The organism is Acinetobacter pullicarnis (assembly GCF_006352475.1).
Taxonomy (GTDB): domain Bacteria; phylum Pseudomonadota; class Gammaproteobacteria; order Pseudomonadales; family Moraxellaceae; genus Acinetobacter; species Acinetobacter pullicarnis.
The window spans coordinates 425,903-442,832 of record NZ_VCMZ01000001.1 but is presented as its reverse complement, the minus strand read 5'-3'; the positions used below and the strand labels follow the sequence as shown (position 1 = coordinate 442,832).

14 protein-coding genes and 1 tRNA gene are annotated in these 16,930 nt (G+C 42.9%); 4 read left to right on the top strand and 11 right to left on the bottom strand.

The genetic code is table 11. From position 1 onward, the window contains the following. Genes FD716_RS01915 through FD716_RS01905 form a run of 3 tightly spaced genes read right to left on the bottom strand, consistent with a single transcriptional unit; the run spans position 1 to position 2,395 of the window. Positions 1-717 carry a type IV pilus inner membrane component PilO gene (locus tag FD716_RS01915; RefSeq protein WP_139850684.1) on the bottom strand — a complete coding sequence of 239 codons (717 nt, stop codon included), beginning with the start codon at positions 715-717 and terminating at the stop codon, positions 1-3. Further along, the gene (locus tag FD716_RS01910) at positions 714-1,337 is read right to left on the bottom strand and encodes a PilN domain-containing protein (protein WP_139850683.1); all 624 of its coding nucleotides are present in this window, start codon (positions 1,335-1,337) and stop codon (positions 714-716) included. The genes FD716_RS01915 and FD716_RS01910 overlap by 4 nt, the downstream gene beginning before the upstream one ends. Further along, positions 1,334-2,395: a pilus assembly protein PilM gene (locus tag FD716_RS01905; RefSeq protein ID WP_139850682.1), complete on the bottom strand. Its 1,062-nt coding sequence runs from the start codon at positions 2,393-2,395 to the stop codon at positions 1,334-1,336. Before FD716_RS01905 ends, FD716_RS01910 begins: the two co-directional genes overlap by 4 nt. A gap of 157 nt (positions 2,396-2,552) precedes the next feature. Here FD716_RS01905 and ponA point away from each other — a divergent pair, with 157 nt between their 5' ends. Beyond that, complete coding sequence (gene ponA / locus FD716_RS01900; RefSeq protein WP_139850681.1) at positions 2,553-5,117, top strand: penicillin-binding protein PBP1a; 2,565 nt, start codon at positions 2,553-2,555, stop codon at positions 5,115-5,117. Positions 5,118-5,235: 118 nt separating this feature from the next. On the opposite strand, the gene FD716_RS01895 is transcribed toward ponA, so the two are convergent. From FD716_RS01895 to FD716_RS01860, 8 genes are all read right to left on the bottom strand, one after another. After that, positions 5,236-6,039, bottom strand: coding sequence for a putative RNA methyltransferase (locus FD716_RS01895; protein WP_139850680.1), 804 nt, complete (start codon positions 6,037-6,039; stop codon positions 5,236-5,238). Positions 6,040-6,106: 67 nt separating this feature from the next. After that, positions 6,107-7,225, bottom strand: coding sequence for a phospho-N-acetylmuramoyl-pentapeptide-transferase (gene mraY, locus FD716_RS01890; RefSeq protein ID WP_139850679.1), 1,119 nt, complete (start codon positions 7,223-7,225; stop codon positions 6,107-6,109). After that, complete coding sequence (locus FD716_RS01885) at positions 7,225-8,619, bottom strand: UDP-N-acetylmuramoyl-tripeptide--D-alanyl-D-alanine ligase (RefSeq protein WP_139850678.1); 1,395 nt, start codon at positions 8,617-8,619, stop codon at positions 7,225-7,227. Before FD716_RS01885 ends, mraY begins: the two co-directional genes overlap by 1 nt. A 10-nt stretch (positions 8,620-8,629) precedes the next feature. Next, positions 8,630-10,123, bottom strand: coding sequence for a UDP-N-acetylmuramoyl-L-alanyl-D-glutamate--2,6-diaminopimelate ligase (locus tag FD716_RS01880; RefSeq protein ID WP_139850677.1), 1,494 nt, complete (start codon positions 10,121-10,123; stop codon positions 8,630-8,632). A gap of 7 nt (positions 10,124-10,130) precedes the next feature. After that, on the bottom strand, positions 10,131-11,957 hold the full coding sequence (gene ftsI, locus FD716_RS01875) for a penicillin-binding protein PBP3 (protein WP_139850676.1): 1,827 nt from the start codon (positions 11,955-11,957) through the stop codon (positions 10,131-10,133). Between the two features lie 9 nt (positions 11,958-11,966). Further along, positions 11,967-12,299, bottom strand: a complete 333-nt coding sequence (gene ftsL / locus FD716_RS01870; protein WP_139850675.1) for a cell division protein FtsL — start codon at positions 12,297-12,299, stop codon at positions 11,967-11,969. A gap of 28 nt (positions 12,300-12,327) precedes the next feature. Then, positions 12,328-13,239, bottom strand: a complete 912-nt coding sequence (gene rsmH / locus FD716_RS01865) for a 16S rRNA (cytosine(1402)-N(4))-methyltransferase RsmH (RefSeq protein ID WP_139850674.1) — start codon at positions 13,237-13,239, stop codon at positions 12,328-12,330. Between the two features lie 182 nt (positions 13,240-13,421). After that, positions 13,422-14,441, bottom strand: coding sequence for a sulfate ABC transporter substrate-binding protein (locus FD716_RS01860; RefSeq protein WP_139850673.1), 1,020 nt, complete (start codon positions 14,439-14,441; stop codon positions 13,422-13,424). A 395-nt stretch (positions 14,442-14,836) separates the two neighbouring features. On the opposite strand from FD716_RS01860, the gene FD716_RS01855 reads away from it, so the two are divergent. From FD716_RS01855 to FD716_RS01845, 3 genes are all read left to right on the top strand, one after another. After that, positions 14,837-15,154, top strand: a complete 318-nt coding sequence (locus FD716_RS01855) for a DUF4179 domain-containing protein (RefSeq protein ID WP_139850672.1) — start codon at positions 14,837-14,839, stop codon at positions 15,152-15,154. Positions 15,155-15,276: 122 nt separating this feature from the next. Then, positions 15,277-16,785: a glutamate--tRNA ligase gene (gltX, locus tag FD716_RS01850; RefSeq protein WP_139850671.1), complete on the top strand. Its 1,509-nt coding sequence runs from the start codon at positions 15,277-15,279 to the stop codon at positions 16,783-16,785. A 57-nt stretch (positions 16,786-16,842) separates the two neighbouring features. Beyond that, positions 16,843-16,918: transfer RNA gene (locus tag FD716_RS01845), tRNA-Ala, on the top strand. Positions 16,919-16,930 lie beyond the last annotated feature (12 nt).

Genomic DNA, 16,930 nt, shown 5'->3' with positions numbered 1-16,930 from the left:
TTATCGTCCCGCACTTGTTTTCTTCACGTTGTCATCTGCTTGTGCTTGATCTGAGCGCCCTACATAGCGATAGGTTTTCGACTTAATTGAATACTCAACAATCGGCACCTCAGCTTTGCCCTTCATGTCCTGTGCGCTAATCACAAAGTCATGTAAAGTCACAATACGTGGCAACTCAGCCAAGGTACTGACAAACTGCCCAAAAGCATGGTAATCGCCCTGTGCCTCAATCAAAATCGGTTGCTCAATAAAGAAATCTTGTTGAATTTCATTTTCTAGACGAATGTTCTTAATCTTTAAGCCTGATTGCAGCGCTGACTGATGAATATCCTCAACCAAACTTGGAATCTCAGTCTCTTTGGGTAGCTGCGCCAATTGTTGATTAAAATTAGACTCCATTTGTTGTAGTTGATCTTGATATTGCTTTAAATTCCGAAGCTTTGAGTCTTTTTCTTTATAGGCACTCAATAAACTCTGCTGCTGTGCCTCAGCAGCTTCAATGGCACTTAATTTAGGTTGAACCACAAAAAAATAACCCAATAAGCTGACGAATAAAAATATAAATAGACAACAGGTGATTTTTACCGATAACGGCCAGCCGCCATAGCCTTGCATGTCGAGCGTATTAAATTGTTGAAAAAATTTAGCAATCGTCAATTTTGACTTTTTCACCACCAGTTCTTCGGTTTCAGCTGTTTTGACAGACTCGCGCTTCATTTTGCTACCTTCGTCGCTTTGGCCTTAGGCATGATGACACTGGCGATTTCTCCAATATCGACAGTGACCACAAAACTGCCATAATTTTCTTCAGGACGAGGGACTGTCGTGCGCACTTCTTTGAACTTATGTTCATCCACTGCAACAAATGAACTCATTCCAGCATTGCGATACCATTCGGAGGCATCTAAATTTCGAAGCAACTCAGCAACAGTTTGAGGATTGTCAGCCTTGCCCTCAAGGCTAAAATGTTCTTCTACACGGCTAATTTTAGTGAAATAAAGATTTGGTGGAGTAACCCGAACCAGCTCATCAACCAACCGTACCGTAATTGGGCGTTGCCCCTGTAAGCCTTGAATCAGTTGCATACGTGCAATGACGGCATTTCGTTGTTCTTTTAGACCTTCAATATTTTTGAGTTGTACATCTAAGCTTTGATTACTGCTTTCAATAAGCTGATTGGCTTGCGCTTGATCATCTAATATATATGCAAAATATGACCAGCCCAATAAAACGCCCATCACCGCAAAAATAGCGCTAAAGATCATCATTGCGAGAAACTTTTTTTTCTTTTGTTCTCTCTGCTGTTCTCGCCACGGAAGTAAGTTGATTTTACTCATGAATCAAAACACCGTAAGGCAAGACCACATGCCACCATCAAAGAAGGCGCATCATTCTCAATTTTTTTGAGATCAATTTGCGGTGAAAAACCCATTTGTAAAAACGGATTGGCAATGGTCACACGATAACCCAACTTCTGTTCCAACAACTTGGATAGCCCTGCGATATTGGCATTTCCACCGGCCAATAACAAATGGTCGACATCATTAAATAAGGTGGAGGAGAAAAAGAATTGTAAAGATCGCGATGCTTGCTGCACCACCGTCTCTAAAAAAGGAATTAATACTTCAGTTTCATAATCACTGGGTAAGTTTTTAGTTTTTTTAGCACGGCCAGCTTCCTCATAGGACAACCCATAACGGTTTTGGACTTCTTGAGTAAGCTGCTTGCCCCCAAAAATATGCTCACGGGTATAAATGATTTGGCCATGATGCAATACAGATAAGGTGGTCATGGTGTGGCCAATATCGAGTATGCCCACGGTATTGACTCCTATCGGCATACAGTCTGCAAAAACCGCGAAAGAACGCTCTAAGGCATAACTCTCTACGTCAGCAACCACTGCATCTAAGTTTGCCAACTCCAAAACTTCTAAGCGCGCATCGATATTTTCAGTGCGTGTTGCTGCAAGTAAGACATTGACTCGGTTCGGATCATCAGTTGGTTCAGGCAAGACTTCAAAATCGAGACTGACCTCTTCTAAGGGGAATGGAATGTACTGTTCTGCATCTAGGCGTATTTGGACTTCACGCTCATCGTCTGTAAGGTCGGCATCCATTTCAATCACTTTATGAATCACCATGGAGGTCGGTACTGCAACTGCAATATTTAAGCCTTCAGGATTGGCAATTTGAATGGCACGCTCAAGTGCATCAGCGACAAGTTCTGGATTTAAAATATTTTTTTCGACAACACTGCCTTCAACCAAAGGACTTAGACCGTAGCTTTCCACCCAATACCGATCATTTTTTTTAGAAAGCTCTAGTATTTTTACAGATGTAGAACTAATATCAACACCTATTAATTTCCTATTTTGCTTACGAAATAGTCTAAGCACGATATTTTCCTAGTCTTTGTTATCCTCAATAACAAAAACGAAATGCTGTTGGTCTTATTTTTTTATAGGAACTGACTCTCATCTAACAATCTATTACATGAGAAGTTATACTGACCAGCAATTCGTTGCCATTAGCTCATATTAAAACTTACTTGTTATGAAAAAGCTATCTCGTTCAGGTTCAATTCATCCCTTTTTTTTGCTGATCATTATGCTCTTGGTCGCGATTCCTATGGGCTTCTACGGCATGTATCTCTATATTGCCCCATCCCTACCTGAAATGAGCTCACTCAAAAAAGCGCCATTGATCAAACCGCTGCAAGTATATTCAGCTGATAATCAGTTAATTGCTGAATATGGCGGTAAGCTTTCAGTCCCTGTTGAGTACAAACAAATTCCACCTCACTTCATTCAGGCTTTTTTAGCGGCTGAAGATTCTTCATTTTTTGAGCATAGTGGGATTAGTTTTAAGAGCCTTGGCCGTGCGCTGAGTGAAACATTAATGCGTTCAAACGTGCAGACAGGTGGTTCAACCATCACCATGCAGGTGGCAAAGAATTATTATTTAAGTGCAGACCGAACCCTAAAACGTAAGTTGACAGAAGTATTCCTAGCACGAAAAATCGAACAAAACTTATCCAAAGAAGATATTTTAGCGCTGTACGTCAATAAAATCTTTCTCGGTAAAAATGCCTATGGGATTGCCGCAGCAGCAAAAATTTATTATGACAAGAACTTAAACGAACTTAGCATCGCACAGATGGCCATGATTGCAGGCCTGCCCAAAGCACCCTCAAAATATAATCCTGTCGTTAATCCAGATCGCGCACTTGAACGTCGCAATTGGATTTTAGGCCGAATGTTACAACTGGGCTATATCAATCAAAATGAATATCAAACGGCAGTTGCAGAGCCAATTGATTTGCAAATGCCAGATCGTAGCATCAACAATAAATTCCCTTATGTTGGTGAAATGGTCCGTGCTGAATTGGTGGAAAAGTTTGGTGAACAAGCCACCGATTCGGGCTATAAGGTGTACACCACAATTAATAGCCAGCGCCAACAATATGCTGAAGATGCGGTACAAAAAGGTTTAGAAGACTATGATCGTCGTCATGGCTGGCGAGGTGCCGAAGCACATGATAAACCGCTAAAAGACTTCATGGCCTATGCCAATACCTTTCCAGCTGAAGTCATTAAAGTCAGTAGCAACAGTTTTGAAGCCCTGCTACAAGATGGCAGTAAAGTGACCGTTCCATGGTCTGGTATGTCTTGGGCACGCGCCTATCGCAATGCCAATAGTGTTGGTGGCGCCCCCTCAAATGCGGGTCAAATTGTTAAAGTCAAAGATATTATTCGCCTAAGACCGAATTCAGAAAAAACCTCATGGGCTTTGGTTCAAATTCCCAAAGTACAGGGGCAATTGATTGCCATTGATCCAAATGATGGTGCCATTGTTGCTATTGTTGGTGGTTATAACTTCTATCAATCGACCTTTAACCGAGCGATTCAAGGTTGGCGTCAACCGGGCTCAATCATTAAACCCTTTGTCTATTCGCTTGCACTTGAGCGTGGCATGACCCCATATACCATGGTGGATGATGCACCGATCACCATTGGTCGCTGGTCACCACGGAACTCCGATGGGCGTTATCTGGGGATGATTCCACTGCGTCGTGCCTTGTATCTATCGCGGAATACCGTTTCCGTCAGACTGCTACAAAGTGTTGGCCTTGAACGTGCCCGTCAGTTACTGATTGATTTTGGCCTACAAGATGACCAAATCCCGCGTAACTACACCATTGCACTGGGTACCCCGCAGGTTCTCCCGATTCAAATGGCAACAGGTTATGCTGCCATTGCCAATGGTGGTTATCGTGTTCAACCCCACTTTATTACCCGTATTGAAGATGCCTATGGCAAAGTCATCTTTGAAAACAAACCCGAATATGCGTGTATTCGCTGTATTGGCGAACAATCTAATCCGGTTGTTGTCGCAGATCCTGAACACACCACGCCAGATGATGAAGTCATTCAACAAGGTGCGAGCCAAGCAGTTGATACTACAGTAAAAACCAAGAAACTCACCAAAGAACAGCAAAGTGAATACCGCCAAGCACAACGGATCTTAAAGTCGAGTTCAGCCTTTGAAATGGCGAATATTTTACGTGATGTAATTGTGCATGGTACAGGCCGTGCCGCACTCAGTATTGGTCGTGATGATATCGCAGGTAAAACCGGAACCACCAATGACGCCAAAGATGCATGGTTTGCAGGCTTTAATGGTAAATTGGTCACAGTGACTTGGGTTGGATTTGACCGCCCGACGACACTCGGTCGTCGTGAATATGGAGGAATTGCTGCCTTGCCAATCTGGGTGTCATTTATGAATAAATCCTTACAAGGCACGCCATCCTCTTGGGTTCAATTCGACAAAAATGCCAGTGCGCCATTAACCCGTGAAGAACGTGGTCAACCGCAGGCGTCTGAGGGTAATCACGCTGACACACAAGCAGATGAATACCGAAACTCACTCCCACTGGCGCGTCCAATTTATCGACCTGCACCTGTGGTTCCTGCACGTAAACCATCAAGTGACTTTGAAGATTTACCAGGGGATGACAGCAACAAGCCAAGCTTGACGCCTACCCCAACGGCTCCCAAAAAGGAAGCAAAGCCAGCACGAGATTCTTTGGAAAATCTGATTAACGACGTGCAATAAGCGCCAGACCTTTTGTTGAGCTTCTTTTGAGCGATAAAAAACCAGCCCACGATGGCTGGTTTTTTTACGATATAAGCTTGAGCAGACAAGCTTTTTAGCGCATTGGCGTTGATTCCAATTATTTTTTTTGAAACAAATAAATTTGAAAACTGGCCATCACCTCTAAAGATTCACGCTGTTGCAATAACTCACGTTTTTCTGCTTTGGCTTTATAGGCATAAGGTGTCATAGCGATCAGGTTTTTCAGTTGAGCCTGCTCCAAATGCAGTGTCGAATCCACCACAGTCTGCTCAATTAAATCAAATTCTTCTTGTAGTTGAAGCAGAAACTTTTCAGGCTGATGCGGATTTACTTGGTCAAATAGCGCTTCACGTATGGCATATAAATGCTGTTCTGCTGGGGTTACCACCAACAAATAGCCCTTAGGCTTGAGCACTCTTAAAATTTCTTGCTTTGGAATCGGGCTAAATAAACTACTACACAGGTCAATAGACTGATCCATCACGGGTAAAACGGCACCAGTTCCCACCAGCCAAGTTACTTGCGGATTGAGTTTTGCAGCGACTTGTACCGCATTTTTTGCAATATCGACCCCAATACAATGCTTCACTTCAGCTTGCATCGCTGAGGTGTAATAGCCTTCACCACAACCAATATCTAAAACATAATCCAGTTTTAAATCTCGAAGACGTTGTACCACCGCCTGTTGCAATGCCTGATAAAAACCACCCTGTAAAAATGCACGTCTTGCTTCGACTGAAAGTACGGTATCACCAGGTGTTTTGCTGTGCTTATGCTGAACCACATGCAAATTCACATAGCCCTGTTTGGCCACGTCATAGCTATGTTGGTTGTCACAGTACCAACGCTTGTCTTCGCGCTGTAAACGCTGTGCACAGATCGGGCACATCAGTACATTCATGATTTACTCCAAGCATAAAAAAGTCGGCACATGCCGACTTTTTATATCGATTTTACTTTACGCCAGTTTAACGTAATTTTAATGTCATCAAACCCAGTACCACCAACATGATGGTAATAATCCAGAAACGGATCACGACTTGCGTTTCACGCCAGCCTTTTTTCTCATAATGATGATGTAACGGCGCCATCAAGAACACCCGCTTATTACGCATCCGCAATGAGCCAATCTGTAAAAAGACGGATATGGCCTCAATCACAAATACACCGCCCATAATCGCAAATACGATTTCTTGGCGAACCATTACGGCAATCGTTCCAAGCATTGCACCCAGTGCCAATGCCCCAACATCACCCATAAAGATTTGTGCAGGATGTGCATTATACCAAAGGAAAGCCAAGCCTGCGCCAATCATTGCCGCACAAATCACCACCAACTCAGAGGCATATTTTACATAGGGAATATGCAAATATTCAGCAAAACGCGTATCGCCTGCCAAGTAAGCAAAAACACCTAAGCCCGCAGCAACCAAGACAATCGGCATAATCGCCAAACCATCGAGGCCATCGGTGAGGTTGACTGCATTCGAAGCACCATTGATCACCAAATAAGTGAACAAGATAAAGCCGATTCCCATTGGAATTGCAGACAAAGGAATGCTGAGGTTTTTAAAGAATGGAATCAGTAAGTCCAACATGTCCGCAGTATGTTCTGGACTATGCTGATTATCCGCAATCACGTATAGCGCAATACCAGCACCCAAAGCACCCAAAGATGTCCAGAAAAACTTCTTCCGTGCAGGTAAGCCGGCATTGTCTTTATAGCGAATTTTAATCCAGTCATCCGCCCAACCCACAGCACCAAAGATCACCATGACCGCCAAGACAATCCAAACATAAGGATTAGATAGATCTGCCCAAAGCAAAGTACTCGAACCGATGGAGAGCAAAATGAGTAAACCACCCATGGTTGGTGTACCCATTTTTTTGGCATGATTTTCAGGAGCATAAGAACTCACCGCTTGCCCATACTTTAATGCATGTAGCTTACGAATCATGATTGGGCCTAAGACCAGACCAATGGTTAAGGCGGTCAGTACGCTCAACAAAGAACGCAATGTTAAATATCGAACCACTTGAAACGAGCTGTTATAGCCCGCGAGTTGTTCAAATAACCAATACAGCATTAAAGTTTCTCCATCAAATCAGTCATCAACGTTTCCATATGCATGAAACGAGAGCCTTTAAACAAAAAGCTCATAGGTTGTGTTGGATCCTGTTTGACTAGTTTTATTAAATAAATTAAAGCATCGGCTTGTGTTGAAAAAGCCTGTATTTTATCTGGCGCTGCGCCCACTGCCATTGCTTGGGAATACTCACCAACGGCAATCAGATGGTCCAGTGCGACGGTGGCAAGATCTCGACCAAGATCCTTATGCGCTTGGAAGGCTGCATCACCAAGTTCACCAATATCCCCCATCACCATCACTTTAATGCCTGCTTGTTGCGACAAGACATCAGCAGCAGCTCGCATAGAGCTTGGGTTGGCATTATAAGTATCATCGATAAAGAGGAAATTGTTTTTTTGTATAAAGTTCAAACGGCCTTTCGCACCTTGTGCCGTATCCAGCCCACTAACGATCACATCGAGCGCAATGCCAATTGCCAAAGCAAATGCGGCTGCAGCTTCGGCATTACGTACATTGTGCAAGCCTGCAAATGGTAATCTGACCCACGCCTGCCCTGCTGGGCTATGCAACAAAAACTGCGAAGACTGTGGCAAAAGTTCAATATCTGTGGCGAAAACCTCACCACCTGGGCCAAAACTAAGCTGAGAATGAGCTTGAGCTGTTTGTTTTATCTGGGGGTAATAATCGTCTTGAGCCGGAATAATTGCAGTTCCATGGGCATCAAGATGAGCATAAATTTCAGATTTTGCACGGCAGATACCATCACGCCCACCAAACTCACCCAAATGTGCTGTGCCGATATTTAAAATTCCTGCAACGTCTGGCTGAACCAATTGTGCAGTATAGTCAATCTCACCTTGATGACTTGCACCGAGTTCCATAACTGCATACTGATGTGACTGGCACAGTTCCAACAGCATCATCGGCACACCCAAATCATTGTTTAGATTGCCTCGTGTCACCAATGTTGGTGCTTGCTGAGATAAAATACTGCTGAGCATTTCTTTTACCGTGGTTTTACCACTGCTCCCAGTCAAAGCAATTACTTTGAGCTGACGATTCTGTGCACGGCGATAAGCACCCAATTGCCCCAAAGCCAAGCGCGTATCCGCAACCACCAATTGCGCAATATCCACATCAACAGGTCGACTTACAATAGCCAGTTCACAGCCCTGTACCGCAACTTGTGCAATAAAATCATGTGCATCAAAACGCTCACCTTTCAGTGCTAAAAAGGCATCACCCAATTCAGCATGACGTGAGTCGGTCAATATTCGTTTTATGGGCTGCGTCGGAATTCGCCCTAAATGCCAGTGACCTTGGGTTGCTTCAGCGAGGGCTTGTGTGGTCCAGACTTCGAGTGGTGCGGTACTTGTCGTTGAGGTATGCATGATCTTCCTACTACGCGGTATAGATTAAATTGGGGTCCAGTGGCTGACAACCTAAGGCGCCTTGCACCTCAACAACGTCATCAAACCAATGTCGCACCCCTTCTATTTCTTGATAATTTTCATGACCTTTACCAGCAATGACCACAATATCCCCAGCGACTGCATGTTTCACCGCATATTTAATCGCTTCACGGCGATCATGAATTTCTTTCATCTCATGTGCAGAAAAATCAATACCGGCTTTCATATCAGCAAAAATCTGGGCTGGCTGCTCATGACGAGGATTGTCTGAGGTCAACACCAACTGATCCGCCAAGGCCAAAGCCGATTGGGTCATTAATGGACGTTTCCCACGATCACGATCACCGCCACAACCAAAAATGGCCCATAAACGATGATTGACATGACGCTTTAAAGTTTTCAAGACCTGAGTCAATGCATCTGGCGTATGTGCATAGTCAATCACAAATAGACGCTCATCGTGACGAATCACCTGCATCCGACCAGGTGCCCCTTTGACTTCTGGCACATGCGCAATCAGTTGCCCTAAATCTACGCCTGTTTGCTCGACCATAATTAAACTGGCAACGAGGTTTTCAATATTAAAATGCCCCAACAATGGACTCTGCACTTGGTATTCAGCATGGGGGGTTTTTAGATGAAAATTGACACCACTCAAACTATATTGAATCGCAAATACTTGATAATCAGCCGCTTGACGCGTGGAATAAGTGAGTACCTTCGGGTGGGCAGAATTATGACTGACCGCATCCAACATCACCGTAGCGTGTGGATCATCAGCATTAATAATCGCAACTTTTAAACTGGTGAAACGAAACAAGCGCGCTTTTGCTTCTGCATAAGCTTCAAAGGTTCCATGATAATCAAGATGATCACGGCTCAAATTACTATAGGCAGCAATTTGAATATCGCAACCATTCAGACGCCCTTGCTCCAAACCATGCGAACTGGCTTCAATCGCGGCAAAGTCGGCCCCTTTGGCTTTATATTCAAATAATAACTGTTGTAAATGCAACGCATCCAAGGTGGTATGACTGGAGGCTTCAAGCTCAGGTAAAATTCCATTCCCTGTGGTGCCCATTACCGCACAACGTTGTCCAGACAACACCAATAGTTCAGCCACAATACGTGCAATCGTGGTTTTACCATTGGTTCCAGTCACAGCAAGCACAGGCAAAGCTTTGCTATTTTGCTGTTTGCTGAGGTAGTCATTTTGCCAAACACCCATCCATTGGCGCAGCTCAGGACAAACCCAATTTTGTGTAAGCCCGAGCGCTGTTTCGCTAATCACTGCAATTGCGCCTGCATCTAAGGCAGCTTGTGCAAATTGTTGGGTTTTATCTGCTTGGCTATAGCTATTTAAAGCAATAAAAATTTGTCCCGCTTGCACCTGTCGACTATCGAGGCTAAAGCCTTGAAAAGGAACAGACATCCACGGTTGTGCGGCTGCAACTGGATAAATATCTTGAAAACTAATCTTCATAACGGACTCATCTTACAGCGTTTGCAGTATCTAAGGGTTTGTCTAATGGCACATTCAATAAGCGCAGTGACTCTTGCATAAAGCGCGCAAATACTGGGGCAGCAACCAAGCCACCATAATATTGTCCACGCGGATTTTCCACCACGACAATCACAGCCAAGCGTGGATTACTAATCGGTGCCACACCAGCAAACAAGGCACGATATTCGGTTGTTGAATAACCACGATGGTCTGGACGTAATTTATGCGCTGTTCCTGTTTTACCACCCACACGATAACCTGGAATCACCGCTTGTTTGGCTGTGCCACCCGGTAAAGTGACTTGTTCTAACATCAGTAAAACTTCATCTGCAATCTTCGGTTGCAGTACTTGTTCACCTTTCGGCTGACCATCCAGCTTATACAAGCTCAGTGGATTTTTCACCCCATGGTTACCCAACATGGCATAACCTTGTGCCAGCTGCAACATGGTTGCGTTGATCCCATAACCATAAGCCATGGTTCCAACTTCTGAAACATTCCATTTACTTGGCGGTAAAATTAAACCGCCACTTTCACCGGGGAATTTCACATCAGAGCGTTGACCAAAACCAATCCGTTTAAAGAAGGTTGGTAAGGTTGAGTAAGGCATTGAAAGTGCAATTTTCGCAGAACCCACGTTGGAAGACTTAACAATCACGCCCGTGACGGTAAGAGAACCATAGTTATGCGTATCGCGAATGGTGTGATTACCAATCCGCATTGAGCCAGGACTGGTCACAATCACCGAGTTTGGCGTGTACTTTCCGCTCTCAAGCGCTGCAGCAACGGTAAATGGCTTCATGGTTGAACCAGGTTCAAACATATCAATCGCACCACGGTTACGCATCGCATCTTTATTATTTAAGCTGTCTTTATCATTTGGGTTATAGGATGGCCAACTGCTCATCGCCAAAATTTCACCTGTTTTCACATCGACTGCAATCGCAGAGGCTGAACGTGCGCTATTGGCAACCCCCACTGCGGTCAATTCACGATACATCAAATACTGTAAGCGCGAATCAATACTCAAGGTAATATTCTCACCCGCAGTCACTTCTTTGATTACCTCAGGTGTTTTAACGCTATTGCCTTGCTTATCGCGAACAATTTTTTGCTCACCATTTACACCAGCCAAGCGTTTATTCAGCTGCATTTCCAAGCCTTCAATCCCTGTGCCTTCACTATTGGTTAAGCCAATAATCTGTGCATTTGCTTGTGGTTGCGGATAGTAACGCTTATAGGTTTTTTCGGTATATACCCCAGCAAAACCGCGCTGAATAATAAGATCAGCTTGTGGTGGTGGCACTTCTTTTTTAAGTACCAAATAACGAGAACGGGGGTGTTCATGAATTTTCTTTTTCAAATCAGCACGATCAATACCGACAGCATCAGCCAGCTCATCTAAATTTAGATTCTTCTTGGTGAGCTGTAATTTGAGCTTACGGCTATTCGGCTGCTTTTTCAGTTCCGCAGTGACATGCTCAAACTCTGCTTTGGTCTCAAAATAATCACGTGGATCAATAACCACTTTCATAATCGGGGTACTAATGGCCAATGGCACCCCATTACGGTCATTAATTACACCGCGCATAGCTGTCAGTTTTGAGGTTCTTAATATGTTGGCATTGGCTTTGTTCTGTAAAAAGTCTTTATTTACCACTTGCACATAGAAAGCACGCCCGACAAGACCTGCGAAGCACAGCAGTACAATGCCCCACATCAAATAAAAACGCCACATATCGAGTTCAAGCGATGGCTTCGCTGAAATCGACTTTTGTACCTTACGCGTGGTTTTTTTACGTTTATCAAGCATGCACGGACCTTATTTCTTTTGTTCTGTTTCTGAGGGTAATGAGATCACAACGGTTTGTGCAGCAGGCGGAGAATACATACGCAGTTGTGTGACTGCACGACTACCAATTTGCGCAGTTGCACCAAAGGTTTGCTGCTCAATCACCAAGCGTCCCCATTCGGCATTTAGATCTTCTTTTTCTCGCAAATGCGAGCTCAATTCACGAAAATCATGCCGATAAGTAAATACCTGCATGACCACCATAAAAGCGCTCACCAAAATTGCGATAATCAAAACACCATAAACAAAGATTTTCTTCAAAAACAACGGATTTACCGTTGCTGTGATATCTTCTACTTTCATGTTCAGCCTTTATAACCGTTTTTGCCGTTTAAGCAAGTCGCTCAGCAACTCTTAACCAAGCACTACGTGAACGTGGGTTTTCTTTGACTTCTGCCTCACTGGCGCGAATGCGATCAATTTTTTTAAGTCGGCGTGTATCTTGGATTTTTTGTGGCATGCCCCAAGAGTGATCTTCTGGCAGTGTCGATTCCTTTTGAATAAACTGCTTAATCAAGCGATCTTCCAGTGAATGGAAACTAATCACAGCCAAACGTGCTTCAGGTTTTAGTAAGTTTACCGCCTGTGGTAAAAAAAGCTGTATATCTTCTAATTCTTTATTAATTTCAATACGAATCGCTTGGAATGTACGCGTCGCAGCATGTTTATGCTTTTCCCATTTTGGATGGGCAACTTTAACTACTTCGGCCAATTCAGCGGTGGTTGCCATATAGCCTGCATTTTTAATGGCTTTGGCAATTCTTCGACTATAACGTTCTTCACCATATTGAAAAATAACGTTGGCCAAATGAGTTTCATCCACTTCCATCAACCATTCTGCAGCCGTTTGCCCTTGAGAATTGTCCATACGCATATCTAGTGGACCACTATTCATAAAGCTAAAGCCGCGCTCTGCCTGATCCAACTGTGGGGAAGACACGCCCAAGTCAGCCATAATGCCATCGACCTGCTCAATACCGTGTTGCTGTAGCACAATTTGTAGATCAGCAAAGCTGGCATGAATAATTTTAAAACGGGGATCTTGCTGTTCAAGTTCAGCACCTGTTGCCAGTGCTTGGGGGTCTTTATCGAATGCATAAACTCGTGAATTTTTATCTAATTTAGCAAGCAATAATCGGCTATGTCCGCCACGCCCAAAGGTCCCATCAATGTAAATTCCTGTATTGCGATCTGCAAGCAAAGCATCAACAGTTTCATGTAGTAATACAGAAATATGGGACATAATTTTAAATTCAATTCAAGCAAAATATAGCTACGCATTATCACTCTGTTTTAACAAAGCTCCAAATGACTTTTTGTACTGAAATATTACTTTTCATCAGAAAATCATCAATTTTTTCAAATTGCTAAAAAAAAACCTCTGAATCAGAGGTTTTTTTAACAGCTTAGATTAAAGTGATCGGTTTAACGCTTGTCATTATAAATTTGATCGAACACACCACCATTGGAAAAATGGGTTTGTTGTGCTTTCGCCCAACCACCAAAAACATCATCAATGGTAAAGGTTTTTAAGGTCGGAAATTGAGCAGCATATTTCGCCAAAATCTGTGGATTTCGTGGGCGATAATAATAGCGTGCGGCCATGTCCTGCCCCAATGGCGAATAGAGATAATTGATATAGCCCGTCGCTAACCATTTATTGCCATTTTTATCGACAGTCTTGTTCACAATCGCAACCGAAGGCTCCGTCAAAATAGAAATTGAAGGATAAATAATATCGAATTTATTTTTACCTTGGTTTTTTACTGAGACTAAAGCTTCATTTTCCCAGGTCAGCAACACATCACCCATGCCGCGTTCCGCAAATGTAGTCATTGAACCTCGCGCTGCGGGGTCCATCACGGTCACATTGTGGTACATCTTCGAGACAAACTCTCGCGCCTTAGCTTCATTACCCGCTGGCTGTTTCAAAGCATAGCCCCAAGCAGACAAGTAAATCCAACGTGGCAAGCCGCCTGTCTTCGGATTTGGCGTAATAATTTGTACGCCTGGACGTGCTAAGTCTGCCCAGTCTTTAATATTTTTGGGATTGCCCTTGCGCACCATAAAGACGATGGTTGAAGTATAGGGTGCAGAATTATGAGGAAATTGTTTTTGCCAGTCTTTGTCAATTTGACCTGATTTAGCAATTTCATCAATATCATTTGCCAAAGCCAGCGTCACGACATCCGCTTTCAAACCATCCACGACAGCACGCGCTTGTTTTCCCGATCCACCATGTGATTGTTTAAATTTCACTGCATGACCCGTGCGGCTCTTCCAATAGTTACCAAATGACTGATTAAACTCGTCATAAAACTCACGTGTCGCATCATAAGAAACGTTTAAAAATTCACGATCAGCAGCCTGTACTGCAGTCGTTGTTGTTGCCAACCCAGTTATCAATAACACTGCACTTACGAGCGTTTTTACATTTATTTTCACAATTATTCATCTTCAAGCTCAATTTGGCTTCACTATATGAAATAACGCGCATTGCTGCAATTTAAACGCCTCGCAATAGCAGATGAGAGCCAAATATAAGATATTGATTTATCTATATATATTTTTTATTTATAAAGACTGCAAAAAAAATGATAGCGTTTACTTAATTAAATGCTAATATGATTAAATTACATTTTTATACATATTGTTTAGATAATCTTTATAAAAATGTAATTAGGGTGATTTGAGACCTATAAAAATATTGCTTCAATCTAGTCCGTTTTATTGTTCGTAATGAACAACTTATGATTTCAATCTTTTGTGACTAACAACGATAGCTCAAGATAAAGTATTGAGCGAAAAAAGAAAAAATCAATTTTAGGGGAATGCTCGCAATGAATATACAATTTTTAAAAATTTTGCTACTCAGCCTGAGCCTAGCAGGTCTACACACCGCTCAAGCTGCAACACTAAAAAACACTGTAAAAACAACCACCAACCCTACACCCGCCATCGCTATTGTTGAAAAACAAACACCAATTGAAAAAGCATTGTCACAGCAAAAACGTGGTGAGCATAAATTTACCATCGATAATGATCAGTTAAAAATTTACACATCGATCAAAACAGCACCAACCCAAAACTTCCTTGCCGATCAACATCAACGTTTTTCTCGCATCCTGCAGAGCTTGTTTCAACAACAAAGTTCTTAATGCGCTAAATTAATTCTTCAATGAATTTACCAGCCCAATGCTTATTGCTGAATTAAAGCCTTAAGCTATTGGGCTTTTTCGTTATAATAACGCTAATTTTATAAACAGATATCTCGCCTACTATGACTGTCCGTACTCGTATTGCACCTTCACCAACTGGCTTTCCACATGTTGGAACCGCTTATATCGCATTATTTAACTTGTGCTTTGCAAAACAGCATGGCGGTGAGTTTATTTTGCGTATTGAAGATACCGACCAGCTTCGCTCAACGCCTGAATCTGAGAAAATGATTTTAGATTCACTACGTTGGCTTGGTCTAAACTGGTCAGAAGGGCCTGATATCGGTGGCCCTCATGCCCCTTACCGCCAATCAGAACGAATGCATATTTACAAACAGTATGCTTTGGAATTGGTTGAAAAAGGCCATGCATTTTATTGCTTTGCCAGCAGTGAAGAACTTGACCAAATGCGTGCTGAACAACAAGCGCGTGGTGAAATGCCAGGTTATGATGGCCGCGGCCTAAAACTGTCACAAGAAGAAGTCACACGCCGTTTAGAAGCAGGCGAAGCGCATGTGATTCGTATGAAAATTCCAACGGAAGGCGTATGTAAATTCAACGACCTACTCCGTGGTGAGGTTGAAATTCCTTGGGCACAAGTGGATATGCAAATTCTGCTTAAAACAGATGGTTTACCGACCTATCATCTTGCCAATGTGGTTGATGATCATCTCATGGAAATTACCCATGTAATTCGTGGCGAAGAATGGATTCCATCTGCACCGAAACATCAATTACTTTATCAATATTTTGGTTGGGACATGCCCGTCTTATGTCACATGCCTTTATTGCGTAATCCAGACAAATCTAAATTATCTAAACGTAAAAACCCGACTTCGATTAACTACTACAAAGATATTGGTGTTTTCCCAGAAGCACTGTTGAACTATCTGGGTCGTATGGGTTGGTCTATGCCTGATGAGCGTGAACAGTTTGGCTTAGATGACATGATTGAACATTTTGATATTCAACGTGTGTCTTTGGGTGGTCCAATTTTTGATGTGGAAAAACTCAACTGGCTTAATGGTCAGTGGATTAAAGGTCTAACACCTGCCGCGCTGCTTGACCGTTTACTCACATGGAAATCAGATCGTAATACGCTCGAACAGATTGCAGCTGCAATTCAACCGCGTATTCAATTACTTTCTGAAGCCGTAAATTGGGCTGGATTCTATTTCAATCAATTTCCACACATTGAAAAAGCGCAATTTGAGAGTAAAAAACTGAGCGAAGAACAAGTTCGTCAAAGCCTGCAATTTGCAATTTGGCGCCTTGAAAGCTTAATGAGTTGGAATAACGATACCGTTAGTCAAACATTAATGGATCTGGCAACCCAGATGGAAATCAAGCTACGTGACTTTATGCCAAGCTTTTTTATTGCGATTGCAGGTTCAACCAGCTCAACGCCAGTCATGCAATCGATGGTCACCATTGGTCCTGATTTAAGCTTTGCACGATTACGTCATGCACTGTCTATTGTTGGTGGACCGAGTAAAAAAGAACTAAAAATCTGGGAAAAACTGAATGATTCACTTAAATTGCCGAAAAATAACGCAATTGATGAAGCTTAATTAAGTTTTTTATTGACGTGTGTGTACAATCATCCTAGAATTGCGCACACACAGACTGGGGCCATAGCTCAGTTGGTAGAGCGCTACAATGGCATTGTAGAGGTCAGCAGTTCGATCCTGCTTGGCTCCACCATCCTCAACCTGT

What these genes read in the sequence shown, in the direction of transcription:
- ftsL (WP_139850675.1), bottom strand. Translation starts at nt 12,299, where the DNA reads ATGAAAGTAGAAGATATCACAGCAACGGTAAATCCGTTGTTTTTGAAG.
- gltX (WP_139850671.1), top strand. Translation starts at nt 15,277, where the DNA reads ATGACTGTCCGTACTCGTATTGCACCTTCACCAACTGGCTTTCCACAT.
- ftsI (WP_139850676.1), bottom strand. Translation starts at nt 11,957, where the DNA reads ATGCTTGATAAACGTAAAAAAACCACGCGTAAGGTACAAAAGTCGATT.
- FD716_RS01895 (WP_139850680.1), bottom strand. Translation starts at nt 6,039, where the DNA reads ATGAATGTACTGATGTGCCCGATCTGTGCACAGCGTTTACAGCGCGAA.
- ponA (WP_139850681.1), top strand. Translation starts at nt 2,553, where the DNA reads ATGAAAAAGCTATCTCGTTCAGGTTCAATTCATCCCTTTTTTTTGCTG.
- FD716_RS01855 (WP_139850672.1), top strand. Translation starts at nt 14,837, where the DNA reads ATGAATATACAATTTTTAAAAATTTTGCTACTCAGCCTGAGCCTAGCA.
- FD716_RS01880 (WP_139850677.1), bottom strand. Translation starts at nt 10,123, where the DNA reads ATGAAGATTAGTTTTCAAGATATTTATCCAGTTGCAGCCGCACAACCG.
- rsmH (WP_139850674.1), bottom strand. Translation starts at nt 13,239, where the DNA reads ATGTCCCATATTTCTGTATTACTACATGAAACTGTTGATGCTTTGCTT.
- FD716_RS01910 (WP_139850683.1), bottom strand. Translation starts at nt 1,337, where the DNA reads ATGAGTAAAATCAACTTACTTCCGTGGCGAGAACAGCAGAGAGAACAA.
- mraY (WP_139850679.1), bottom strand. Translation starts at nt 7,225, where the DNA reads ATGCTGTATTGGTTATTTGAACAACTCGCGGGCTATAACAGCTCGTTT.
- FD716_RS01885 (WP_139850678.1), bottom strand. Translation starts at nt 8,619, where the DNA reads ATGCATACCTCAACGACAAGTACCGCACCACTCGAAGTCTGGACCACA.
- FD716_RS01915 (WP_139850684.1), bottom strand. Translation starts at nt 717, where the DNA reads ATGAAGCGCGAGTCTGTCAAAACAGCTGAAACCGAAGAACTGGTGGTG.